This is a genomic window from Pseudomonas sp. KH_021, from assembly GCF_057838865.1.
Window position 1 is genome coordinate 2,706,351 of sequence record NZ_CM174477.1, and the last position, 22,936, is coordinate 2,729,286.

General features: G+C 59.8%; 18 protein-coding genes. 4 read left to right on the forward strand and 14 right to left on the reverse strand.

What is annotated here, in order from left to right; translation table 11 throughout:
• Nucleotides 1-30: 30 nt before the first annotated feature.
• Nucleotides 31-1,347, reverse strand: a complete 1,317-nt coding sequence (locus AC3IX4_RS12530; RefSeq protein WP_489260827.1) for a C4-dicarboxylate transporter DctA — start codon at nucleotides 1,345-1,347, stop codon at nucleotides 31-33.
• 860 nt (nucleotides 1,348-2,207) lie between these two features.
• Nucleotides 2,208-4,148: a DNA topoisomerase III gene (locus tag AC3IX4_RS12535; protein WP_489260828.1), complete on the reverse strand. Its 1,941-nt coding sequence runs from the start codon at nucleotides 4,146-4,148 to the stop codon at nucleotides 2,208-2,210.
• Nucleotides 4,149-4,384: 236 nt separating this feature from the next.
• Here AC3IX4_RS12535 and ahpC point away from each other — a divergent pair, with 236 nt between their 5' ends.
• Nucleotides 4,385-4,948 carry an alkyl hydroperoxide reductase subunit C gene (gene ahpC, locus AC3IX4_RS12540; protein ID WP_489260829.1) on the forward strand — a complete coding sequence of 188 codons (564 nt, stop codon included), beginning with the start codon at nucleotides 4,385-4,387 and terminating at the stop codon, nucleotides 4,946-4,948.
• 115 nt (nucleotides 4,949-5,063) lie between these two features.
• On the forward strand, nucleotides 5,064-6,626 hold the full coding sequence (gene ahpF / locus AC3IX4_RS12545; RefSeq protein WP_489260830.1) for an alkyl hydroperoxide reductase subunit F: 1,563 nt from the start codon (nucleotides 5,064-5,066) through the stop codon (nucleotides 6,624-6,626).
• Nucleotides 6,627-6,746: 120 nt separating this feature from the next.
• On the opposite strand, the gene ppnN is transcribed toward ahpF, so the two are convergent.
• The 7 genes from ppnN to AC3IX4_RS12580 all read right to left on the reverse strand — a co-directional run bounded on the left by ppnN (nucleotide 6,747) and on the right by AC3IX4_RS12580 (nucleotide 15,064).
• Complete coding sequence (gene ppnN, locus AC3IX4_RS12550; RefSeq protein ID WP_489260831.1) at nucleotides 6,747-8,120, reverse strand: nucleotide 5'-monophosphate nucleosidase PpnN; 1,374 nt, start codon at nucleotides 8,118-8,120, stop codon at nucleotides 6,747-6,749.
• 206 nt (nucleotides 8,121-8,326) lie between these two features.
• The gene (gene gloA / locus AC3IX4_RS12555) at nucleotides 8,327-8,851 is read right to left on the reverse strand and encodes a lactoylglutathione lyase (protein WP_489260832.1); all 525 of its coding nucleotides are present in this window, start codon (nucleotides 8,849-8,851) and stop codon (nucleotides 8,327-8,329) included.
• Between the two features lie 242 nt (nucleotides 8,852-9,093).
• Entirely contained in the window at nucleotides 9,094-9,450 is a 357-nt protein-coding gene (locus tag AC3IX4_RS12560) for a histone-like nucleoid-structuring protein, MvaT/MvaU family (protein WP_489260833.1), read from the reverse strand.
• Nucleotides 9,451-9,735: 285 nt separating this feature from the next.
• Nucleotides 9,736-11,025 carry a glycosyltransferase gene (locus AC3IX4_RS12565; protein ID WP_489260834.1) on the reverse strand — a complete coding sequence of 430 codons (1,290 nt, stop codon included), beginning with the start codon at nucleotides 11,023-11,025 and terminating at the stop codon, nucleotides 9,736-9,738.
• Between the two features lie 68 nt (nucleotides 11,026-11,093).
• Nucleotides 11,094-12,107: an aldo/keto reductase gene (locus AC3IX4_RS12570; protein ID WP_489260835.1), complete on the reverse strand. Its 1,014-nt coding sequence runs from the start codon at nucleotides 12,105-12,107 to the stop codon at nucleotides 11,094-11,096.
• Between the two features lie 53 nt (nucleotides 12,108-12,160).
• Nucleotides 12,161-13,714, reverse strand: coding sequence for an FAD-dependent oxidoreductase (locus AC3IX4_RS12575; RefSeq protein WP_489260836.1), 1,554 nt, complete (start codon nucleotides 13,712-13,714; stop codon nucleotides 12,161-12,163).
• 99 nt (nucleotides 13,715-13,813) lie between these two features.
• Nucleotides 13,814-15,064 (reverse strand): 2-aminoadipate transaminase, encoded by a 1,251-nt coding sequence (locus AC3IX4_RS12580; protein WP_489260837.1) that lies wholly within the window; start codon nucleotides 15,062-15,064, stop codon nucleotides 13,814-13,816.
• A 515-nt stretch (nucleotides 15,065-15,579) separates the two neighbouring features.
• Between AC3IX4_RS12580 and AC3IX4_RS12585 the strand changes: the two genes are divergently transcribed.
• The gene (locus tag AC3IX4_RS12585) at nucleotides 15,580-16,980 is read left to right on the forward strand and encodes an amino acid permease (protein WP_489260838.1); all 1,401 of its coding nucleotides are present in this window, start codon (nucleotides 15,580-15,582) and stop codon (nucleotides 16,978-16,980) included.
• Nucleotides 16,981-16,989: 9 nt separating this feature from the next.
• On the opposite strand, the gene AC3IX4_RS12590 is transcribed toward AC3IX4_RS12585, so the two are convergent.
• Nucleotides 16,990-17,568 carry an eCIS core domain-containing protein gene (locus tag AC3IX4_RS12590; RefSeq protein WP_489260839.1) on the reverse strand — a complete coding sequence of 193 codons (579 nt, stop codon included), beginning with the start codon at nucleotides 17,566-17,568 and terminating at the stop codon, nucleotides 16,990-16,992.
• 450 nt (nucleotides 17,569-18,018) lie between these two features.
• Between AC3IX4_RS12590 and AC3IX4_RS12595 the strand changes: the two genes are divergently transcribed.
• Nucleotides 18,019-18,297 carry a DUF3303 domain-containing protein gene (locus AC3IX4_RS12595; protein ID WP_489260840.1) on the forward strand — a complete coding sequence of 93 codons (279 nt, stop codon included), beginning with the start codon at nucleotides 18,019-18,021 and terminating at the stop codon, nucleotides 18,295-18,297.
• A 615-nt stretch (nucleotides 18,298-18,912) separates the two neighbouring features.
• Here AC3IX4_RS12595 and AC3IX4_RS12600 read toward each other — a convergent pair.
• From AC3IX4_RS12600 to AC3IX4_RS12615, 4 genes are read right to left on the reverse strand one after another with little or no spacing between them, the layout of a single operon-like run.
• On the reverse strand, nucleotides 18,913-20,064 hold the full coding sequence (locus tag AC3IX4_RS12600) for an ABC transporter ATP-binding protein (RefSeq protein ID WP_489260841.1): 1,152 nt from the start codon (nucleotides 20,062-20,064) through the stop codon (nucleotides 18,913-18,915).
• Nucleotides 20,065-20,081: 17 nt separating this feature from the next.
• Nucleotides 20,082-20,891, reverse strand: coding sequence for an ABC transporter permease (locus AC3IX4_RS12605; RefSeq protein ID WP_489260842.1), 810 nt, complete (start codon nucleotides 20,889-20,891; stop codon nucleotides 20,082-20,084).
• A 6-nt stretch (nucleotides 20,892-20,897) separates the two neighbouring features.
• Complete coding sequence (locus tag AC3IX4_RS12610) at nucleotides 20,898-21,836, reverse strand: ABC transporter permease (RefSeq protein ID WP_489260843.1); 939 nt, start codon at nucleotides 21,834-21,836, stop codon at nucleotides 20,898-20,900.
• Complete coding sequence (locus tag AC3IX4_RS12615; protein ID WP_489260844.1) at nucleotides 21,821-22,846, reverse strand: ABC transporter substrate-binding protein; 1,026 nt, start codon at nucleotides 22,844-22,846, stop codon at nucleotides 21,821-21,823. Before AC3IX4_RS12615 ends, AC3IX4_RS12610 begins: the two co-directional genes overlap by 16 nt.
• Nucleotides 22,847-22,936 lie beyond the last annotated feature (90 nt).

Here is a 22,936-nt window from a genome sequence, read left to right on the forward strand (position 1 = left end):
CAGGGAGGGTTGCTCCCTGCGCGGTCGGAATCAGAAATTCTGTTGATGTGGCTGCGTGGGGGTGGGCTTGCGGGGCTGGAAGTTGAAGCCATCCTTGCCCTGGAGCACGTTGTTGGCCCGCTGCACATCGATGTCTTTTTCCCAGCGGGCAATGGCAACCGTGGCGACGCAGTTGCCGATCAGGTTGGTCAGTGCCCGGCCAATGCCCATGAACCAGTCCACGGCCAGCACCAGTACCAGGCCGACCACTGGAATGGCCGGCACTGCGGTCAGGGTGGCGGCCAGGATGACCAGTGCCGACCCAGGAATACCGTGCGCGCCCTTGGAGGTGATCAGCGATACCAGCAGGATGGTCAACAGATCGGTCAAGGCCAGCGGTGTGCCGGTGGCATTGGCGATAAACACGATGGCCAGGGTCAGGTAGATCGAGAAGCCGTCGAGGTTGAACGAGTAACCGGTGGGGATGACCAGGCCGACCGTGGAGCTGCCGATCCCTAAGTGTTCAAGCTTGCGCATCACTTGTGGCAGCACGGCATCGGAAGAAGCGGTGCCCATGACAATGGTCAGCTCTTCGCGCAGGTACTTCAAAAAAGGCAACAGGCGCAGGCCGGACAAGCGCATCACACCGCCCAGTATCAAGGCGACAAAGGCCACGCAGGTGACATAGAACAGACCTACCAGGCTGCCCAGGTGTTGCAGCGACTGCACCCCATATTTGCTGGTGGTAAAGGCAATTGCACCGAATACGCCAATGGGCGCCAGGCGCACGATCATGCCCATGATGCGAAAGATCACATGGCTGAGCTCGTTGATCAGCCGGGAAATCCCCGAGGCGCTTTCTCCCACCAGATTCAGGGCGCTGCCGAACAGCACGGCAAACAGCAGGACTTGCAGGATGTTGTTGTCTGCAAAGGCACCGATCACGGAAGTGGGGATCAGGTCCATGATGAAGGTCGAAGCGCCGTGGATCTGCTTGGTCCGCTCGGCAAGGTCGCCCATGTCGGCGGGGTTGAGCTGTTCCAGGTGAATATTGGCGCCACTGCCGATACCCGTGGCATAGGCGCAAATCAGGCCGATGACCAGGGCGATAGTGGTCAGTACTTCGAAATAGAGCACGGATTTAAGGCCGATGCGGCCGACCTTTTTCAAGTCGCCGGCACCGGAAATACCGCTGACCACCACGCAAAATACGATCAAGCCAATCAGCATCTTGATCAGCTTGATAAAGCCATCACCGAGGGGTTTGAGTTGCGACGAGAATTCAGGAAAGCTGAGCCCGCAAATGATGCCAAGCATCAATCCGAGGACAACCTGGAGGAAAATCGAGCGTGAGCACCATTTGAGCATGGGGAGGATCTCCAGTCGGTGTCTGCCGGGCGCGTGGCCGTGGCGAAGACTTAATTATTGTGGTCTTACCGGTATGTCCAGAGCTGGCAGATTCTAGGCGCGTTCCCCCGAGGAAAACAAGCGTATTTTCAAGTTCTGTCTTACCGGTATGACCGGTCATGCTCAAAGCAATAACCAAGCCAAGGGTAGGAGCCGACCTTGGTCGCGATGGTCTCGCCGTGTAGGAGCGAGGCTTGCCTGCGATGAAATCACCACGGTTATCCAGACAGACCGCGGTGCGTTCATCGCAGCATAGGTATCTACACAATTCTGGGGCAGCGCGGCTCTTGTAGCCGCTGCCGAGGTACGAGGCTGCGATCGGCGGCGAAGCCGTCGTAAATTCAGGCCCTTCGGTGTGCCTGATGGATTACGGTCTCAGGTTTTACGGCCGCTTCGCTGCCGATCGCAGCCTCGTACCTCGTCAGCGGCTACATTCGTAGCAGTAGACGAGTTCAGCGAGGCCAGGTCCGGGGACGTAGTCCTCGCAAAGCCTGTACTCGCGGTGTATCTGAATACTGAAGTGCCAGGTTTTACGACTGCTGCGCAGCCGGACGTGGCCTCGTTCTACTCGTCCACTGCTACGAAATGCAGTACACCAAAAGATGTGTAGATACCTATGTTCATCGCAGCCAAGCAGGCTGTGTGAAAACTCAAAATTTGGTTGATTTAGGGGGTACTTGACCCCCTCCCGACTAGTCGATCGTCGCGTGTACGCGATTACAGGAGGTCGTTTTTTGAGTGGGTCGACTTTTGTCGGAGTTTTCACACAGCCTGCAAGGCTGGCTCCTACCCATTAGGGGGCGCGGGTGCACCAAATTTGGTCAGGCCTTGCTGCGTGGTTTGGCCGTGCGTTTGCGGGGGGTGGTGGCGCTGCTCTTGCGCTTTTTCTTCCACGGCGCGTCACTGCGTGAAGTTGGGCTTGCCTGGGCACTGATGACCATCGTCATGCCGGTGCAGCGGGCGACTTGCTTGCTCATCCAGGCCGACTGTTTGGAGACGAATTCTTCCAGGCTCATCTCGCCACTCTGGACCATGTCCAGCGCCTGCTCCCAGATGGCCGTGGTACCGGGGTCGGCGATAGCGCGCGGCACCGCATCGATCAGGCTGAAGGCCGCAGGCGTTGCGCACAGTGCCTTGCCTTGCTTGTTCAGGTACCCGCGGTCGAGCAAGCCCTGGATGATGCCGGCGCGGGTGGCTTCGGTGCCGATGCCAGTGGTGTCCTTGAGTTTCTGTTTGAGCACGGGATCGTCCACCAGCTTGGCAACGTTTTTCATGGCCTTGATCAGGTCGCCTTCGGTGTAGGGCTTGGGCGGTTGGGTCCAGAGGTCCTTGAGGTTGACCGCCTGCACGGCGCAATCCTGGCCTTCGCGCAGCGCGGGTAGTGGCTGTGGGGCAGGGGCCTCGCGGCCCTTGGCTGGCGTCAGTGCTTCAGGCAGGGCGCGTCGCCAGCCCGGCTCGACAATCTGTTTGCCGACAGCGCGCAGGGCCTGCCCTGCACAGTCAAAGTCTGCCTGGGTGCGGTCGTATTCGTGGTTGGGAAGAAATTGCGCCAGGTAGCGCGCACGAACCAGAGTATAGACTGCGCGGTGCTTGCCCGTCAGCCGATCCAGCCCTTGGGCGGCGGCGGTCGGGATGATGCCATGGTGTGCGCTGACCTTGGCATCGTTCCAGGCCCGGGAGCGACGTTGTGGGTCCAGGTGTCGGGCCAGCTCAGACAGGCTCGGGTCTGCACGCCCCAATGCCGCCAAGATGGCGGGCGCTTCACTGTGTTGGCTTAACGGTAAGTAGCCGCAATCGCTGCGCGGGTAGGTGATGACCTTATGGGTCTCATACAGCGCCTGGGCGATATCCAGGGTTTCCTGGGCGCCCAGGCCCAGTTTTTTCGAGCAGACTTCCTGCAGGGTGCCCAGGTCGAACGGCAGCGGCGCCGCTTCGCGGATACGCTCGGTGCGAAGCCGGACCAGGCGTGCATGGCTGGCATTGCGCATGGCCTGTGCAGCCGCTTGGGCCAAGCCCTGATTCAGGCAGCGGCCCTGATCATCACAGACATCGGCCGCGGCGCGCCATTGGGCGCTGAAGGAGGCACCTTCGCTCTGCAGGATGACGTCGATGGCCCAGTAAGGCACCGGCACGAAGTCAGCGATGCTGCGGTCGCGATCCACCACCAGCCGCAAGGTAGGGGTTTGTACTCGGCCAACAGGCAGTACCCCCTGATAGCCCGACTTGCGTCCCAGCAGCGTAAAAAGGCGGCTCATGTTCATGCCGATCAGCCAGTCCGCACGCGAACGGCCCAGCGCCGAGTGATACAGGCTGAAGGTATCGGCCCCGGGCTTGAGCGCAGCCAGGGCCTTGCGGATCGAGGCATCATCCAGCGCCGACAGCCAGAGCCGTTGGATGGGGCCGCGATAGCGGCAATGGTCGAGCAGCTCGCGGGCAATCATCTCGCCTTCGCGGTCGGCGTCGGTGGCGATCACCAACTCTCGGGCTTCGCCCAATAGGCGCTTGACTGCCTTGAACTGGCTCGCGGTCTTGGGCTTGACCTGCATCTTCCATTTTTCTGGAACGATGGGCAGGTCTTCGAGCACCCAGCGCTTGTAACGGGCGTCGTAGGCATCTGGCGGGGCGGTTTCGAGCAGGTGGCCGATGCACCAGGTCACGGTGGTATCGGTTCCGACCCAACATCCATCACCCCGCCGATGGGCGCCGAGAACCTTGGCAATATCTTTGGCCTGGGAGGGTTTTTCGCAGAGAAACAGCCGCATGGTGAAGCCATGTGTTCGATAAAGAAGTGCATAGAATGCGCAGGCCACAAGCAACAGGCAAGCATTATCTGTATATGCATACAGTTAAAAGGCTGCAGACAGGATTCTTCTATCTAATACGGAAGGGTTATAGCCAAAACCAATCATGAGCATCAGGTTTGCCAATGAGCGTTGTGGCCGACAGGTGGTTAGGATTCTCTCCATCAACTTGTCACCCCCTGAAGGAGTTCCACCCGATGCCTATCATCAACAGCCAAGTCAAACCATTCAACGCAACTGCTTACCACAACGGCGAGTTCGTTCCAGTTTCCGATGCTGACCTGAAAGGCAAATGGTCGGTCGTATTCTTCTACCCAGCCGACTTCACCTTCGTTTGCCCAACCGAGCTGGGCGACCTGGCCGATAACTACGCCGAATTCAAGAAGCTGGGCGTGGAAATCTACGGCGTGTCGACCGACACCCACTTCACCCACAAAGCCTGGCACGACACTTCGGACACCATCGGCAAGATCCAGTACCCACTGATCGGTGACCCGACCCACGTCCTGTCGCGCAACTTCGACGTGCTGATCGAAGACGCCGGTATCGCTGACCGTGGCACCTTCGTGATCAACCCTGAAGGCCAGATCAAGATCGTCGAACTGAACGACGGCGGTGTTGGCCGTGACGCTCAGGAGCTGCTGCGCAAAATCAAGGCGGCCCAGTACGTGGCTGCCCACCCGGGCGAAGTCTGCCCAGCCAAGTGGAAAGAAGGCGAGGCCACTCTGGCGCCATCGCTGGACCTGGTCGGCAAGATCTAAGGCCTTGACCCCCTGGGCGGTTATCCGCACCTAGTTCGCATCACCGCCCCCAAACGCCCGGGCGAGCAATCGCTCGGGCGTTTTTTATTACCCGAAAACCATGGAGATCGCCCGTATGTTGGACGCCAATCTTAAAGCCCAGTTGAAATCGTACCTGGAACGGGTTACGCAACCGATCGAGATCGTCGCCTCCCTTGACGACGGCGCGAAATCCCAAGAGTTGCTGGGCCTGCTGCGTGACATCGCCAGCCTGTCGACGCTGATCACCGTGCTCGACAACGGCACCGACGCCCGCAAGCCGTCGTTTTCGATCAATCGCCCTGGCGCGGATATCAGCCTGCGTTTTGCCGGTATCCCCATGGGCCACGAATTCACCTCCCTGGTGTTGGCGCTGCTGCAAGTGGGCGGTCATCCGTCCAAGGCCAGCGTCGAGACCCTGGAGCAGATCGCCTCGCTCAAGGGCGAGTTCAACTTTGAAACCTACTTCTCGCTGTCGTGCCAGAACTGCCCGGACGTGGTGCAGGCCCTGAACCTGATGGCGGTCATCAACCCCAATGTGCGCCATGTGGCCATCGACGGCGCCCTGTTCCAGGCCGAAGTCGAAGAACGCCAGGTCATGGCAGTGCCGAGCCTCTACCTCAATGGCGAGATTTTCGGCCAGGGCCGCATGGGCCTGGAAGAGATTCTGGCGAAGATCGACACCCGCGCGGGTGAGCGTCAAGCCGAAAAACTCAAGGCCAAGGACGCCTTTGATGTGCTGGTGGTTGGGGGCGGCCCTGCGGGCGCCGCAGCGGCAATCTATGCCGCGCGTAAAGGCATTCGCACCGGCGTTGCCGCCGAGCGCTTCGGTGGGCAGGTGTTGGACACCATGGCCATTGAAAACTTTATCTCGGTACAAGAGACCGAAGGCCCGAAACTGGCCATGGCGCTGGAAGAACACGTCAAGCAATACGACGTCGATATCATGAACCTGCAGCGTGCCAATGCCCTGGTACCGGGCGCTGACGGTGGCCTGCACGAAGTACGCTTTGCCAGTGGTGCCACGCTCAAGGCCAAGACCGTGATCCTCGCCACAGGTGCACGCTGGCGCGAAATGAATGTGCCGGGTGAAAAGGAATACCGTAACCGCGGCGTCGCCTACTGCCCGCACTGCGATGGCCCACTGTTCAAGGGCAAGCGCGTGGCGGTGATTGGCGGTGGTAACTCGGGCGTGGAGGCTGCTATTGACCTGGCGGGTATCGTCGCCCATGTCACGCTGCTGGAGTTCGACGGCCAACTGCGCGCCGACGCCGTGTTGCAGCGTAAGCTGCACAGCTTGCCTAACGTCACGGTCATCACCAGCGCCCTGACCACTGAAGTGCTGGGCGATGGGCAGAAGGTCAACGGCCTGCGCTACAAGGATCGCAACAGCGATGACCTGCGGGATATTGCACTGGAAGGCATATTCGTCCAGATCGGCTTGTTGCCTAACACCGACTGGCTCAAGGGCACGATCGAGCTGTCGCCACGCGGTGAAATCGTGGTGGACTCACGCGGGGAAACCAGCGTGCCGGGCATCTTCGCGGCGGGCGATGTGACCACCGTACCGTACAAGCAGATCGTGATCGCGGTAGGCGAGGGCGCCAAGGCATCCCTGGCGGCCTTCGACCACCTGATCCGCACTTCTGCGCCGGCCTGACGTATATCCAATACATCCGGCACAACCCTTGTAGGAGCCGACCTTGGTCGCGATGGCGTCACCGCGTATGTCAGATAGACCGCGGTGACGCCATCGCGACCAAGGTCAGCTCCTACAGGGTCAGGTCACCACGCGATAGCAGGGCTCGTACTCGGCGCCACCGGGGAGCTTCATGCGGTGCTGGGCGACGAAGGCCTTGAGCAGTTGGTCCAGTGGCTGCATCACGGCGGCATCACCGTGAATCTCGTATGGGCCATGCTCCTCAATCAGGCGGATGCCCTTGTCCTTGACGTTACCCGCGACGATGCCGGAAAACGCCCGGCGCAGATTGGCCGCCAATTCGTGGGGCGGCAACTCGCGACTCAGTTGTAGGCTGGCCATGTTGGCGTGGGTGGGGTCGAAGGGGCGCTGGAAGCTTTCTTCGATCTTCAGCAGCCAGTTGAAGTGAAAGGCGTCGTTGCGCTCGCGGCGGAACTGCTTGACCTCTTTGAGCGCTGCGGTCATGTGTCGTGCGACTTCGGCTGGGTCGTCGATGATGACCTGATAGTGACGGTAGGCCGCCTCGCCCAGGGTGGCGCCGACGAAGGCATGCAACTGTTGCAAATAAGGTTCGGCGCTCTTGGGGCCGGTCAGCACAACCGGGAACGGCAGGTTGTAGTTGTCCGGGTGCATGAGGATGCCGAGCAAGTACAGGAACTCTTCGGCGGTGCCGGCGCCACCGGGGAAGATGATGATGCCGTGGCCGACCCGAACGAAGGCTTCCAGACGTTTTTCGATATCCGGCAGGATCACCAATTCGTTGACGATGGGGTTTGGCGCTTCGGCGGCGATGATACCGGGCTCGGTCAGGCCCAGGTATCGGCCACCATTGATGCGTTGCTTGGCATGGGCGATGGTGGCGCCTTTCATGGGGCCCTTCATCACGCCTGGCCCGCAGCCGGTGCAGACATCCAACTTGCGCAGGCCCAGTTCGTGGCCAACTTTCTTGGTGTACTGGTATTCCTCGGAGCTGATCGAGTGGCCGCCCCAGCAAACGACTATCTTGGGCTCGACGCCGGCGCGGAGGGTGCGGGCGTTGCGCAACAGGTGGAAGACGTAGTCGGTGATGCCCTGGGAGGATTCCAGGTCGATCCGCTGGCTCTCCAACTCGCTTTCGGTATAGACGATGTCGCGCAGGGCGCTGAACAGCATTTCTCGGGTGCTGGCGATCATCTCGCCGTCCACGAAGGCATCTGCTGGCGCATTGAGCAGCTCCAGGCGCACACCGCGGTCTTGCTGGTGGATCCGAACTTCGAAGCTCTTATAGGCCTCAAGGATGGTCTTGGCGTTGTCTACATGGGCGCCTGTATTGAGAATAGCCAGGGCGCACTGGCGAAAGAGGGAATAGATGCTTCCTGACCCGGCAGCGCTCAATTGCTGCACTTCGCGTTGGGACAGTGTCTCCAGGCTGCCTTTGGGGCTTACTGATGCATTGATTACATGTCGTGGGGTCATGCCAGGTTCCTTCTAAACGATGCCAGCGAACTCAGTACAACTCGCTGCATCAGGACGGCGAACGCCAGCGGCGCACGCGCTTGACCCTATATAACCCGACGGCTGGGCAGGAATGCAAATGCAATTGTGCAAGTGTCATCTCTTTCGACATCAAGCCGGTGAGCCGAAACAATCGACTCGCCGGCTTTTGTTGTTGGCGAGGGGTGTTACACCAACGGGCTAGGTTGAATGATTTCAACCCAGTAACCATCCGGGTCCTTGATAAACGCCAGGCTTTTCATACGCCCATCGTTGAGGCGTTTCTGGAAGGGGACGTTCAAACTTTCAAACCGCTCGCACGCGGCGCGAATATCCGGCACGGCAATGCAGATATGGCCAAAGCCGCGGGGGTCGGTATTACCATTATGGTAGGCAAAGTCCGCGTCGCTTTCTGTGCCGTGGTTATGAGTCAATTCAAGAATGCCGGGGATCGACTTCATCCACTCGGTGCGCGCGGCATCGTCGGCGGGGATCTGTGCTTTATCAACCAGTGCCAGGAAGTACAAGCTGAATTCGGCTTCCGGAAAGTCGCGCTTTTCAACCAGGCTAAAGCCCAGTACGCGGGTGTAGAAGTCCAGCGAGCGGGTGATGTCTTTGACGCGCAGCATGGTGTGGTTGAACACGAACCGCTGGGTGGCGGCGTCGGGTTGGGCGGTCACGCCCGGAAAGGTTTCGAGTGATTGCAGGCTCATTGCGAACTCCAGATTAAGAAAGCAGGCGAAGCGTCGGATGCGCAATCGTGCTTGTTTGGAGGTCGATGATACGGAACTGAAGCGTTTACGCAAACCCTCAGCGCCTGGGCGGCGCTGAGGGTTGAAAATAAGAAGCCCGCCGAAGCGGGCGTTTGGGGCGCTAGTCCTTTAGCGAATTTCATCCTGAGAGAGCTGCTGTGAAAAAAGTGTGAAAAACCTCGTGACGTTCGTCGACACGTTCGTCAGCTGCGCACCCAGCTGTCGACGGTCGAGGCACCGTACTGTTGTTTCCACGCCTTGAGGCCTCGGTGGTTGCCGCCCTTGGTTTCAATCAGCTCGCCGGTGTGCGGGTTTTCATACACTTTGACGACCCGTGCCCGGCGTGTTTTCGGGGCGCCGGCTTTAGGTGGGACTTTGCCGGGTGACAGGATGGCCATGATGTCGCTCAGGCGCTTGTCATAGGTTTTCATCAGCCCAACCAATTTTTGCTCAAACTCGATTTCCCGTTTAAGGCCGGCGTCGTTTTTCAACGTCTCGAGTTGGGCGAGCTGTTCTTTCAAGGCTTTTTCGGCGGCGCGAAATTCGGCAAGTTTGGACAAAGTCTGTACTCCTTTCGTTCGATTCAGGCCATCGGGGCGCATTAACCGGTTAACGCAGTTCATGGCCAGGACAGTGAAAGACGGTATTGAAGCGGACCGTTAAATTCAGTGTAGTGGTTGCTCGGCAGAGGGTAAATGATCAAGAAGTGTCGAACAGATAAATGGAAGTTCCAAGCGGCTCTTAACAAGGCTATCAACAGCGGCCGTTCACAACTAGACCGCACCCGCTAAGTTGATGGGGAACTTTTCAGGTGCGTTGGATTACATCACTAAAGTATTAGCGTCTCACCGCGCCCGGTTTTTGGCTTCAATCCACTGGGCCATGTATTGGGTGCTCTTGTGATGATGATGGCGAAGCATGGCGCCGGTGAAGTTGGCGAGCCGATGTTCGGCCAGGTTTGCAACGCAGGCACTGATGCGCTCTATCAAGGCAGCGGCATGCCGTGGGTAGGCATAGCGCGATTCCAGCAGCGCCAAGCCGTCAGCCTGGGCTTGCTCCCAACGAATCTGATCCTGGTACAGCGCCACCGCTTCGTCAGCGATTGTCTGGGCGCTTTGGGCGATGGCTCCAGGCCAGGGCGAATCACCGTGCATCGCTTCGGCGCCTATGGGCGTCGTGACGTTGGGCGTGCCACACAGCATGGCATCGGCCAACTTGCCCTTGATACCGGCGCCAAAGCGCAGCGGCGCCAGGCAGATACGCGCGTCGCTCATGACCTGCAAGGCATCTTCGGCCCAGTTCATGATATGAAAGCCTTGGGCGGCGTTGTGCAGCGCTGTGGCCTTGGGGGGGGTATAGGCGCCGTACACCAGCAATCGGGCGCGAGGCAGTTGTTCCCGTATGCGTGGCCAAATGGCCTGTTTGAGCCAGAGCACGGCGTCCCAGTTAGGCGCATGACGAAAGTTGCCGATGCTCAGAAAATCTGCACGCTCAGCAAAGGGTTTGCAGGCACGAGGGGCGCTGTCGAGCATCAGCGGGCACCAATGGAGCAGGGCCGCGGGGACTTGGAACTGTTGGGTGAGCAGATCGATTTCGCGATCGGAAATCATCAGGTTCAAATCGCTGCGGTAGATCGCTGCCAGTTCCCGCTGAGTGAGGTCGGCCGTGGCCATGTGCCTGAAGAGGGTACGATCGTCCGGGGCAAACAGCGCAGTGAAATCATCGCGATCCGGGTTTTGTCTCAGGCTGTCCTTGAGCAGGTGATGACGGGCGTCGCGCAGGCTTTGCAAGTCCGACGTCTCCAGCACGCGCAGGGCGTCGGGGCAGTGCTTCTCGACGCGCCAGCCGAATTGCTCCTCCATCATGAAACGGTCGAACAGCACCACATCGGGCGCGAGGGTGGCGACAAAGGTGTCGAAACTGCTGTTGTTGAGTTCGATGCTGCATTCGGCGATGCCCAGCGTGGCCAGATCCGCCTTGTGCTCGCCCTCGGTGGCTGGGCTGGCAAAGGTCACCCCCCAGCCCGCCCCGATGAAGGCTTCGAGCAATTGCATCATGTGTCCACCCGCGGCTGATGAGCGTGGCTCCGGCCAGACATAACCGATAACCAGCACCTTGAGGGGGGAGGACTGCATGTTCGAACATCCGCGGGTGAAAAAGGGCGGCTATTTAAGCACAGGTTGCCGCCCCGGGTTGCAGCGATCTAGCGCTGGCGCGGCACCCGCCCGGTCACAAAATGGGCGATGTCGTTATAGCCATGGGTGGAAGCGTGGCCCGGTGTGACCAGTGAGTTGATGAAGGCCTCGTCTTCAGCGCTGATGACGACGTCCAGCGCTTTGCTGTAAGTGTCCCATTGCGCCTGTGTGCGAGGGCCGACGATGGCTGAGCTGATCGCCGAGTTATTCAGCACCCAGGCAATCGCGAACTCGACAATGCCAACACCTTTGGCGGCGCTGTAGGCCTGGATTTTTTGAGCGATGGCAAACGACTCGGCCCGCCATTCGGTTTCCAGGATGCGCTTGTCCTGTCGCCCGGCGCGGCTGCTGCTGTCGGGCGCCGCCTCAGCGCTGTATTTACCACTGAGCACACCTCGGGCCAGGGGGCTGAAGGGCACGATGCCCAGGCCGTAATGGGCGGCAGCCGTGAACTGCTCAGGCTCGGCCTGGCGGTTGACGATGTTGTAGAGCGGTTGGCTGACCACCGGTCGTGCTACGCCCAAGCGGTCTGCCAGGTTGACGATTTCAGCGATACGCCAGCCGCGAAAATTCGAGACCCCCCAATGGCGAATCTTGCCCTGGCGCAGCAGGTCACCCATGGCGGCGACGGTGATCTCCAGTGGTGTGCCGTGGTCTTCCCGGTGCAGGTAGTAGATGTCCAGGTAGTCAGTGCCCAGGCGCGTCAGGCTGGCCTCGATGGCGTTGAAAATATGTTTGCGGCCTAGGCCGCTACGGTTGGGCACGCCATCGACCGGGCCGTAGCCAACCTTGGACGCCAGCACCCAGTCATGGCGGTGGCGGGCGATGCCTTCACCGACGACTTCTTCACTGCGACCGCCATTGTAGACGTCGGCCGTGTCGATGAAGTTGACCCCCTGGTCCCAGGCCTTGTCGATGATGTGCAGTGAATCTTCGGTACTGGTCTGTTCACCGAACATCATGCTGCCCAGGGTCAACGCGGAAACCTGAAGGCCGCTGCGGCCAAGAGGACGATAGATCATGCTCGGAATCCTTCGAAAAAGGCGCTGACGAGGCGCAGGGTCGTCAGCTCTTTTTACACAGTTCCGTCGGCAGATGCATCTGTGTCTTGAAGGTCGAGCGAGTGTTCTTTGAAGTAGCGCTCCAAGGCCAGGGCATCGGCGTCCATGGACGCCAGGGCTATATAGGTGTCGGGTCGCAGGAGGAACATGGCGTCTTGCTTGATGCCCGCTTCATGATGGGCAGCCGTCCATTCGAACACCTCCAGGGGTAGCCCGTTGCGGGAGCACCAGGTCGCCAGCTCGGCGCTGGCCTGGCCATAGACCTGCACCTGCCAGCACAGCCTGTCCAGATGCTGATAGTTGTCGTGCGCGCCTACAACGACCCAGGGTAGTCGGTCGCCGCCGTGTACATGACCGGCGCTGCCAGCACTGAGCGGCATGCCGCGATAATTGACAGTGATCTGGGAGATGGTGCGAAACAGGTACTCGCGTGTCGCTGCAAAGCTGAATACCTTGGGGATAACCAGCGGCGCGACGCGGGTGCGAATCAGATTGGCCACCGGGCCGTCCGAGGAAACAAAGGAGAAGACTCGGTCGGTGGTCGCCACCAATTGCCGGGCAAACTCGATGCGTTCGGCTTCATAGCTGTCCAGCAGGCGCTCTTGTGCCTGGCCCTTGATGACCGCCGCCAGCTTCCAGGCCATATTGATGGCATCGCCAATACCCGTGTTCATGCCTTGGCCACCCGCCGGACTGTGCACGTGGGCAGCGTCACCCAGCAGGAACGCGCGGCCTTGGCGAAAGCGAGCGCTCACCCGGTGGTGGACGCGGTAGGTGGAAAACCAATTAACGTTAATGACCTGCACGTGCATGTTTTCCATGGCGCGGCCGCTGACATCCTCGAACGCCAGGGTTTCTGCGTGATCGGCCCGCTCATCGCGCACGGTGCCGATCAGCCGGGCTCGACCTTTGCCTGCCAGCGGGAAGACGGCGAGAAAGTCTGCCTCGTCCAGATCGACGTGCAGCTCGCCGTCCAGCGCGGGGCCGCTGGCGTCAACGTCGGCTACATAAAACACTTGCCGGTAGGTGCCTCCGAAAAATTCGCTGCCCAGCGCTTTGCGCACGGTCGAGCTCGCGCCATCGCAGCCCGCGAGGTAAGCAGCCTGGCAGAACTCTTGTTGTGGGTCGGGGCCTTGGAGCGTGGCGCTGACCAGATGACCGTGATCGGTGAAATCGACCAGTTCGGTTTGTCGTTCGACCTGCACGCCGAAGGTGGCCAGCCGTTCGATCAACAACTGCTCGTGCTGGTCTTGAGGGAAAATGTGCAGGAACGGGTAGGGCGTGAGTTCATGACCGATGGCATCCAGGGGCAGTCGTGCCATATGTTGGCCCTTGACCCAAAGGTTGGCCGCGGGCAACTGATGGCCCAGTGCTCTGACCGCATCGCTAAGATCCAATTGGCGATACAGCTCCAGGGTCCTGGCCTGCACCGCCAAGGCCCGGGACGTGGTGCCGGGTGCAGCCGTCTTGTCGATGATGCGCACCTTGATGCCGAGTTTGCTCAGCCACAAGGCCAGTACCAGCCCTGTAGGGCCGGCACCGATAATCAGAACGTCGCAGTGCTTCATGGGGCTGCGCCTTCATGTGCGGGGCTGCGTGCGGGCAGTCGATCCGGTAAGCCTAGATCAGATGCCGCCAGCTTGCCGGGCGCACAGCCCGAAGGGCGATCAGCTCAGGCGTGCCAGGCAGCGCTCGAGAATATCCAGGCCTTCATTGAGCACCGAGGCTTCGATGGTCAGGGGTGGCAATAGCCGAATGATGTTGCGGGACTTGCCGCTGGGCATCAGCAGCAACCCAGCTTCGCGTGCACTTTGCAGCAGTTGGGCCAGTTGTTGAGTGGCGGGCGTGCCGTCCGGGTTGACCAGGCTGATGCCGCGCATGGCGCCCACGCCGGTCAGGGGGCCGAGCACAGGTGACAGATTTTTCTCCTGCCATTGCTGATAGCGTTGTAGCAGCGAGCTTTCGAGCAATTCACCCCAGGCCGAGAGGTTGGCGTCGCTCATCTCATCCAGGGTGGCCAAGGCGGCCGCGCAGGCAATCGGGTTGCCCGAGTAAGTGCCGCCCAAACCGCCTTTGGGCAGGGTGTCCAGCAGGGATTTGCGACCCACGACTGCGCCCAAAGGCAAGCCACCGCCGATGCTTTTGCCCAGCAGCAGCAGGTCGGGTTCGATGCCCAGGCGCGAAAACGCAAAGCGCTGGCCAGTACGGCCAAAACCGGACTGGATTTCATCGATGATCAGCAAAATACCGTGCTTGTCGCAGAACTGACGCAGCGTTTGCGCGAATTCAGGCTCCAACGCCAGGAAGCCCCCTTCACCTTGCACCGGCTCCAGGATGAAACAGGCCACGTCATTGACGTCGATTTCGACGCTGAACAGCCGGTCCATGGCCTTGAGGGCTTCACTGACGGTGACGCCGGTGTCCTTGCTTGGGTAAGGCAGGTGATAGACAGGGCCGGGCAGTATGCCGACGCCTTGCTTGTAGGCGGCAACCTTGCCATTGAGGTTCAGCGTAGCAAGTGTACGGCCATGGAAGCCGCCGTCGAAGGCTATGACCGCGGTGCGACGGGTAGCCCCACGGGCAATTTTCAGGGCATTTTCGCAAGCTTCCGCGCCACTGTTGGTCAACATGCCGCTCAACGGGTAGCTGACCGGTACAAAGTTGGCCAGGCGTTGCATGAACTGCACGTAGGTCTGATGCGGGGCTGCGTTGTAGGCGTAATGGGTGAGCTTGCTCGCCTGCTGGCCGATGGCGGCCACGATGCGCGGGTTGCAATGGCCCAGGTTGAGCACGCCGATACCGCCGATAAAGTCGATATAGCGCTTGCCGGAAGTGTCCCAGACTTCAGCGTTTTTTCCATGCTCCAACAAAATGGGGTGAACGATGGAAATGGATTGGCTGATTGAATCGACGCTCATGCTCGCGATGGCTCCCGTTTTAGGTGGGTCACTTGCGTGAGAATAAAGTCGCCCTGTAGATTAACTCACACGCTGGGCAACATTCTCACTCAAGGTTAATAAGTGCCCGTATATAAGCGAGTTGGCAGGCCTTTTCGCAAGCGAATAAAACTCGTTGAGTCATTCCAAAATTGATGGATGTGCCGTGTCGCTGTGCGGTACGCGTTGCATGATCCAGTCAATGAAGGCCTTGACCCTCGGCACCTCGGCGGCGTATCGCGTTTCACCTGTCTGAGATGGCGGAAAGTCATTCCAAACGGGAATGATGTGTTGCGTAAAGGTCGTTTGTTGAATGCCCCGCGCCAGATTAATACTGGTCCCGGTCAATGATTTCAACCCGTCTCTGCGGTTATCGACGAAGGGGCACAATCAGTACCTGCTGTAACAGCCTCACACAATAAGACTTTAATAAATTAGCAATCGTCAACGGCCTCGGTGCTTGCCTGGGTTTGAGCCGATCTGCTTTAGAGGTGACAATGACTTCATCCCGCAACGCTCCACCGCGTGCGCTCAAACATGGTTTGAGCTCACGCCAGGTTTCGATGATCTCCATTGCTGGCATCATTGGCGCCGGCTTGTTCATTGGCTCATCCAATGCCATCGCCACCGCAGGCCCGGCTATTCTCATTTCCTATATCCTTACCGGCACCCTGGTACTGCTGGTGATGCGCATGCTCGGGGAAATGGCGATTGCCAACCCCGACAGCGGTTCGTTTTCCACCTATGCAAGTCGCGCGATTGGCCCCTGGGCCGGTTTCACCATTGGTTGGCTGTACTGGTGGTTCTGGGTGCTGATCATTCCGGTTGAAGCGATTGCTGGCGCCGACATCCTGCATGCCTGGTTCCCGGCGGTACCGTCCTGGTTGTTCGCTTTCGTGATCATGATCACCCTGGCCGGCACCAACCTCGCCAGCGTGAAGAACTTCGGCGAGTTCGAGTATTGGTTTGCGCTGGTCAAGATCATCGGGATCCTGGCCTTTATCGCGGTCTGTACCCTGGCAGTGCTGGGCGTGTTCCCGCTGGCCCCCGAGGTATCCGGCGTGCAGCACTTGATGCAGCATGGCGGCTTCATGCCCAACGGATTGGGTGCGGTACTGGGCGGTGTGCTGGTGACGATCTTCTCGTTCTTCGGTGCTGAAATCGTCACCATCGCGGCAGACGAAACGGAAAACCCGAAAGAGAAAATCCGCAAGGCCACTAACCTTGTGGTATATCGCATTGCGATTTTCTACGTGTTCTCGATCTTCTTTATCGTGTCGCTGGTGGCCTGGAATGACCCGCGCCTGACCGAAGTGGGTTCGTTCCAGCGCGTCCTGGAAGTACTCAATGTGCCGGCTGCCAAGTTGATGGTTGACCTGGTGGTATTCGTGGCTGTGACCAGCTGCATGAACTCAGGCCTCTACACGGCCTCGCGCATGCTCTACTCGCTGGCCAGCCGTGGCGAAGCACCGGCCAAGGTTCGCTACTTGTCGCGTAACGGCGTACCACGTGTGGCGGTCATTCTGTCGACCCTGGCAGGCTTTGCCGGATGCCTGGTCAACTATGTGGCGCCGGGCAAAGTGTTTGGCTTCTTGCTGTCGACCACCGGCGCCATTGCGCTGTTGGTGTATCTGGTTATCGCCGTGTCGCAGCTGCGGATGCGCAAGCAGCAGGACCGCGAAGGCCATTCGCTGGAGTTCAAGATGTGGTTGTTCCCCTGGCTGACCTGGTTTGTGATCGCCGTCATCGGCCTGGTGCTGGGGTACATGCTATTCAGCCCGGCCTATCGGTATGAAACACTGATGACAGCGGCGGTGACCGGTACCATCCTGGCCATTGCGCTGCTGCGCAAGCGGGGCGAGGGGCGGGCGCCGTTGGGCGTCAAGGCGACTTCCTGATCGCTTGCATCATTTGCGCAATTGCTTTGCAACGAGGCGCTGGACTTCATAAGCCGGCGCCTCCACTGCTTCGTAGTCGCGGGTGTACCGCGCTGCGAACTCCGCCACCCCCCACTCTTGATACTGCTGCACATGCTTGAGCTCGTGGGCCCACAGCGCCACGTTCTGCAAGGCATCCTGCGGATCGCGGAACACAATCAGGTCGATCAGCGTCACCGCATTAGTGTCCGGGTTCTGCATCACGGCACTGGCTGCGCTGAGCTGGTCAAGGGTACCCAGGGAATACTGCGCCGCATCCAGTACGCTGGCGGGATAATAGTCCAGCAAACGCTCACGGATCGGCTCGGGTATGGCGGCGGCCCCTTGGCTGACGGCATGGTTTCGCGAAGCAACAATCCAGTTTTCCAACGCTGACGCCGCCATGCGAGTGATGTCCTGCTGGGCGCGCACCGGGTCGGGTAGGCAAAAACAGTCGGTAAAGCAGATCCCATACTGGCCTTCAGGGCAGCCAGCCGCTGCGCCAGGCAGGCTGTGCGTCAGCAGCAGAGCCGCTAATGGCAGTGAACAGAGCAGTCGCAAGGGAGGCATCAGGCAGGTCTCGGCGTGCTATTAAGGTTTGGCAGTGGCTGACAAGTAGGTGGCGCTCACAGCCAAGACCTTCCGTACCGGTGGGCCTATCCTGTGCACATTGGCCCTTGCAGCGGGCCGATACTTCTCGTTATGTACTGAAGAGATGCTTGTTGCCGCCGGGTTGGTCTCCGACGGCTTTTTTTGCGTATTCAAACGTAGATGAAGGCCAGCACCCGTAAAGTCACAAAGGCCCATTTTCCGCGTAGTAGCGAGTGCGGTTGGACTCAGCATAAACGATAGTGACCTATCAATAACACTGGTCGAAAGTGGCAGATGTGGATCCGGTTTGCCAACGTTCAGGCCGCGAGCTGAGGGCGCTGGCGGAGCAAGAGATCAGCGGTCACGCACATCGCCGGGCACCTGCTAAGCCTTGTGATGGGGGTCACTGTGCGAGTCTGGAGGTGACGTATGTTATTTATCATCAAATGGCGGTCGAGCCCGGCACTTAGAGATGCCGCCATCGAACGCTTTCTGCGAACCGGCGGTTTGCCGCCTGAAGGTGTGAAGATGGTGGGCCGCTGGCATGCGGTGGGCAGCCACCTTGGATTCGGTGTGGCAGAGGCAGATGATTTCGTGCAGATCCAGCGGTGGGTGTTGCAGTGGAATGACCTGCTCGATATGGAAGTGTATCCGGCGCTGACTGATGAGCAAGTAGGGCCGTTGATGGCGGCGGCAGTCGTTCGCTGAGGATTTTGTAGAGGTTTGATCGCGATCACGGCTCCACGCATTACCTGACAATGCGCGGCGCCTGCATCGCAGCCAAGGCTGGCACCTACCCCAACCGCGCCGCCGTCGGGTAGGAGCCAGCCTTGCCGGAGTGCCGGACCACTGCGATGGCCATAGGTATCTACACATCTTTTGGTGTACTGCATTTCGTAGCAGTGGACGAGTAGAACGAGGCCACGTCCGGCTGCGCAGCAGTCGTAAAACCTGGCACTTCAGTATTCAGATACACCGCGAGTACAGGCTTTGCGAGGACTACGTCCCCGGATCTGGCCTCGCTGAACTCGTCTACTGCTACGAATGTAGCCGCTGACGAGGTACGAGGCTGCGATCGGCAGCGAAGCGGCCGTAAAACCTGAGACCGTAATCCATCAGGCACACCGAAGGGCCTGAATTTACGACGGCTTCGCCGCCGATCGCAGCCTCGTACCTCGGCAGCGGCTACAAGAGCCGCGCTGCCCCAGAATTGTGTAGATACCTATGCTGCGATGGCCACACCGCGGTGCATCAGGAAGTCCGCGTGGTCTTCATCGCGGTGGTCCGGCATTCCGGTAAACCCGGCTCCTACCCAAGCGTAGATCAGTGCGCGCCAGCCGCCTTGTTCAGATCGCCTTCGGTCCATTCGGTGTACACGCAGGCATCGGCCGTCGCCCAGCGCACTTTCACAGGGTCTCCTTGCTTGAGTGGCATGCCTGCCGCCGACAAGGCCTTGACCGTCATGGCGGTGCCACCTGCGGTGATTACGCTGCAGGTCTGGCTTTCGCCCAGGAACAATACTTCGGTCACCTTGGCGGTCACTTCGTTCCAGCCTGCGGCAAGCGGGTCCTGGGTGGCTTGCTGAACGCTGAGCGCCAGGGCTTTTTCAGGGCGCACCATCAGCAGCACATCCTGGTCGACCTTCAGCCCCGTGGTCAGGCGAATCGACAGCGGTTGGCCTTCGAAGGTCGCCGCGGCGTTGCTCTGGGCCTTGAGCCGCAGGAAGTTGGAGTTACCCAAAAACGAAGCGACAAAGGCATTCGGCGGATTCTGGTAAAGGTCGTAGCCACTGCCCAGGCCGACGATCTTGCCGTGGCTGAAAATCGCGATGCGCTGGGACAGGCGCATGGCTTCTTCCTGATCGTGGGTCACGTAGACAATGGTGATACCCAGGCGACGGTGCAGTTGACGCAACTCGTCTTGCAGGTCTTCACGCAGTTTTTTATCCAGCGCACCGAGGGGCTCGTCCATCAGCAGGATGCGAGGTTCGTACACCAGCGCCCGAGCAATCGCGACCCGCTGCTGCTGGCCACCGGACAGCTGCGAAGGGCGGCGATGGGCAAACTTGTCCAGCTGCACCAGCTTGAGCATCGCATCCACACGCTTGTTGCGTTCGGCCGCCGACAGTTTGCGGATCGCCAGCGGGAAGGCGATGTTGTCGCGAACCGACAGGTGCGGGAACAGCGAGTAGCGCTGGAACACCATGCCAATGTCACGTTTGTGCGGTGGCACGTTCACCAGCGACTTGCCATCGACCAGGATCTCACCGCTGGTGGGGGTTTCGAACCCGGCCAGCATCGACAGGGTGGTACTTTTGCCCGAGCCGCTGGAGCCCAGGAAGGTCAGGAACTCGCCTTCCTGGATATCCAGGGCGATGTTGTCCACCGCGGCGAAATCACCGTAAAACTTGTTCAGGTTGCGCAGGCTCACCAGCGGCTGCTTGTTGTGCGCGGACTCATTGATAACAGCACTCATCGTCTTCTCCTGTGCGCTCAGGCGCTGATTTCATTGCGCCGACGCAGGGCGGCGGCGATCACCATGACCAGTACCGACAGGCCGATCAGCAACGTCGAGGCGACGGCGATCACGGGGGTCAGGTCCTGACGCAGGGTGGTCCACATTTTCACTGGAAGGGTTTGCAGGTTCGGGCTTGCCATCATCACGCTCAGCACCACCTCATCCCACGAGACCAGGAAGGCAAACAGGGCGCCGGCAACCATGCCCGGGCGAATCGCCGGGAAGGTCACCTTGAACACCGCTTGCAGGCGCGAAGCCCCGCAGATCACCGCGGCATCTTCGATGGACTGGTCGAACAGCTTGAGCGAGTTGATGATCGAAATAATGGTGAAGGGCAGGGCGACGATCACGTGGCTGACCACGAAAGAAAACATCGTCCCGGTGTACCCCAGCTTGAGAAACAGCGCATACACCGCCACGGCGATGATCACCAGGGGCACGATCATCGGCAGGGTGAACAAGCCGTAGAGCATTTCGCGGCCACGAAAGCGTCCGCGAACCAGGGCGAAAGCCGTCGGCAAGCCCAGCGCTACGGAAAAGATCGTGGTCAGGATCGCCACCTTGAGGCTGGCGAACGCTGCGTCCATCCAGTCAGGGTTGGAAAAGAACTGGCCGTACCATTTCAGCGTCCAGCCCGGTGGCGGGAATACCAGCCATTGCGAGGAGCCGAACGACAGCAGCACGATAAACACGACCGGCAGCACCAGAAACAGGGCGATCAGCGCGGTAGTGGCGTAGAGCCCGAAGCGTAGGCGTCGGCTCATGGCATTGGGAGTCAGCAGCATGATCGCTTACCTCGCGTTGCTGGAGCCAACCGGCGATTCCGGTTGCAGCTTCAGGTAGAAGTAGAACAACACCAGGGTAATCAGGATCAGCAATGCTGCCGCAGCGCTGGCCAGGCCCCAGTTGAGGAACGATTGCACCTGCTGCACGATGAACTCAGGCAGCATCATGTTCTGCGCACCACCAAGCAGGGCCGGGGTGACGTAGTAACCGAGCGACATCACGAACACCATCAAGGCACCCGAGAACAGACCTGAGCGGCACAGCGGCAGGAACACTTTGAAAAAGTTGGTCCAGGGGCTGGCACCGCAAATCGCACCGGCTTGCAGCACCATCGGGTCGATGGCGTGCATGGTCGCCTGCAGCGGCAGGACGATAAACGGGATCATGATGTAGCTCATGCCGATCACCACACCGGTCAGGTTATGGACCATTTCCAGTGGCGCATCGATGATGCCCATCGCCATGAGGGCCTTGTTGATCACGCCTGAAGCCTGCAGCAGCACCAGCCAGGAATAGGTCCGCGCCAACAGGCTGGTCCACATCGACAGCAGCACGATATTCAGCAACCAGCGACCCCAGCCGCGTGGCACCAGGGTAATCGCCCAGGCCAGTGGAAAGCCCAGCAGTACACTGATCAGGGTTACCAGGCCGGCGACCGAGAAGGTGTTGAACAGCACGCGGGCATAGGCTGAGTTGGCAAACAGTTGTTCGTAGTTGCCAAGCCCCGGAACCGGCTCCATGACCCCACGCAGTAGCAGGCCAATCAACGGTGCGAAGAAAAACAAACCAAGGAAGATCAACGCCGGCAGCAGGTTGCTGGCGCCACGCCAGCGGTGGCTGAGCGATTTGTCGTTCTTGGCCGCCTTGCCGCCGGCGCTAGGCGCGCCGACGGTTGGGGACGATTGAGTGGAGGTAGCCACGGGCATCTTCATTTGACCAGCCATTCGTTCCACCGTGTCGCGATAGCAGGACCGTTTTTGGCCCAGTAGGCGAAGTCGAGAGTGATCTGATCCTGGGCGTAGGCGGTCGGCAGGTTCGGTGCCAGCTCAGGCTTGAGCAGGCTGACGCTGTCGGTGTTGACCGGCGCGTAGGCGGTGAGGTTGGCGAACTCGGCCTGGCCTTTGGCGCTGCTGGAGTTGGCCAGGAATTTCATGGCGGCATCCTTGTTCTTGGAGCCCTTGGGTATGACCAGGAAATCGGCCATGACCAGGTTTTGTTTCCAGCTTACACCCACCGGCGCGCCATCTTGTTGCAGGGCATAGACGCGACCGTTCCAGAACTGGCCGAGGCTGGCTTCACCCGACGCCAGCAACTGCTGCGACTGCGCACCACCGCCCCACCAGACGATGTCTTTCTTGATGGTGTCGAGCTTCTTGAAAGCGCGGTCCAGGTCCAGCGGGTAGAGCTTGTCGGCCGGCACGCCATCGGCCAGCAGCGCCAGTTCCAGTACGCCAGGGCTTGGCCATTTGTACAGGGCGCGTTTGCCAGGATAAGTCTTGGTGTCGAACAGGGCGGTCCAGTCGACCGGCTTGTTGGCACCGAGCTTGCCTTCGTTGTAGCCCAGCACGAAGGAGAAGAAGAACGAACCGACGCCATGGTCGGAAACGAAACGCGAATCCAACTTGCTGCGGTCGATGGTATTGAAGTCCAGCGGCTCAAGGAGGCCTTCAGCCGCGGCGCGCAGGGCGAAGTCAGCTTCTACGTCGACGATGTCCCACTGAACGTTGCCGCTTTCAACCATGGCCTTGAGCTTGCCATAGTCAGTGGGGCCGTCCTGGACCACCTTGATCCCGCTTTCCTTGCTGAAGGGTTCAGCCCAGGCCGCTTTTTGCGCGTCCTGGGTGGTACCACCCCAACTGACGAAATTCAGACTGTCGGCGGCCAGCGCAGCAGTGCCGGACAGCGCCAGGATGGCGGCGGTCAGCAGTGCGGTTGAACCTTTAGTGAATACCATGTGTACGCCCTCGATATTGTTGTGATTGGGTCGGCAGCAGCAGGTTGTTCGGCGGTCAAATAGCATTAGGTCTACGGGATATCATATTAT

Coding starts and splice junctions, on each gene's coding strand:
- gloA (WP_489260832.1), bottom strand. CDS start 8,851: ATGAGCCTGCAATCACTCGAAACCTTTCCGGGCGTGACCGCCCAACCC.
- ppnN (WP_489260831.1), bottom strand. CDS start 8,120: ATGACCCCACGACATGTAATCAATGCATCAGTAAGCCCCAAAGGCAGC.
- AC3IX4_RS12535 (WP_489260828.1), bottom strand. CDS start 4,148: ATGCGGCTGTTTCTCTGCGAAAAACCCTCCCAGGCCAAAGATATTGCC.
- AC3IX4_RS12570 (WP_489260835.1), bottom strand. CDS start 12,107: ATGATCTATCGTCCTCTTGGCCGCAGCGGCCTTCAGGTTTCCGCGTTG.
- AC3IX4_RS12580 (WP_489260837.1), bottom strand. CDS start 15,064: ATGAGCGTCGATTCAATCAGCCAATCCATTTCCATCGTTCACCCCATT.
- AC3IX4_RS12615 (WP_489260844.1), bottom strand. CDS start 22,846: ATGGTATTCACTAAAGGTTCAACCGCACTGCTGACCGCCGCCATCCTG.
- AC3IX4_RS12565 (WP_489260834.1), bottom strand. CDS start 11,025: ATGCAGTCCTCCCCCCTCAAGGTGCTGGTTATCGGTTATGTCTGGCCG.
- AC3IX4_RS12590 (WP_489260839.1), bottom strand. CDS start 17,568: ATGCCTCCCTTGCGACTGCTCTGTTCACTGCCATTAGCGGCTCTGCTG.
- AC3IX4_RS12600 (WP_489260841.1), bottom strand. CDS start 20,064: ATGAGTGCTGTTATCAATGAGTCCGCGCACAACAAGCAGCCGCTGGTG.
- ahpF (WP_489260830.1), top strand. CDS start 5,064: ATGTTGGACGCCAATCTTAAAGCCCAGTTGAAATCGTACCTGGAACGG.
- AC3IX4_RS12575 (WP_489260836.1), bottom strand. CDS start 13,714: ATGAAGCACTGCGACGTTCTGATTATCGGTGCCGGCCCTACAGGGCTG.
- AC3IX4_RS12610 (WP_489260843.1), bottom strand. CDS start 21,836: ATGGCTGGTCAAATGAAGATGCCCGTGGCTACCTCCACTCAATCGTCC.
- AC3IX4_RS12530 (WP_489260827.1), bottom strand. CDS start 1,347: ATGCTCAAATGGTGCTCACGCTCGATTTTCCTCCAGGTTGTCCTCGGA.
- AC3IX4_RS12585 (WP_489260838.1), top strand. CDS start 15,580: ATGACTTCATCCCGCAACGCTCCACCGCGTGCGCTCAAACATGGTTTG.
- ahpC (WP_489260829.1), top strand. CDS start 4,385: ATGCCTATCATCAACAGCCAAGTCAAACCATTCAACGCAACTGCTTAC.
- AC3IX4_RS12605 (WP_489260842.1), bottom strand. CDS start 20,891: ATGCTGCTGACTCCCAATGCCATGAGCCGACGCCTACGCTTCGGGCTC.
- AC3IX4_RS12595 (WP_489260840.1), top strand. CDS start 18,019: ATGTTATTTATCATCAAATGGCGGTCGAGCCCGGCACTTAGAGATGCC.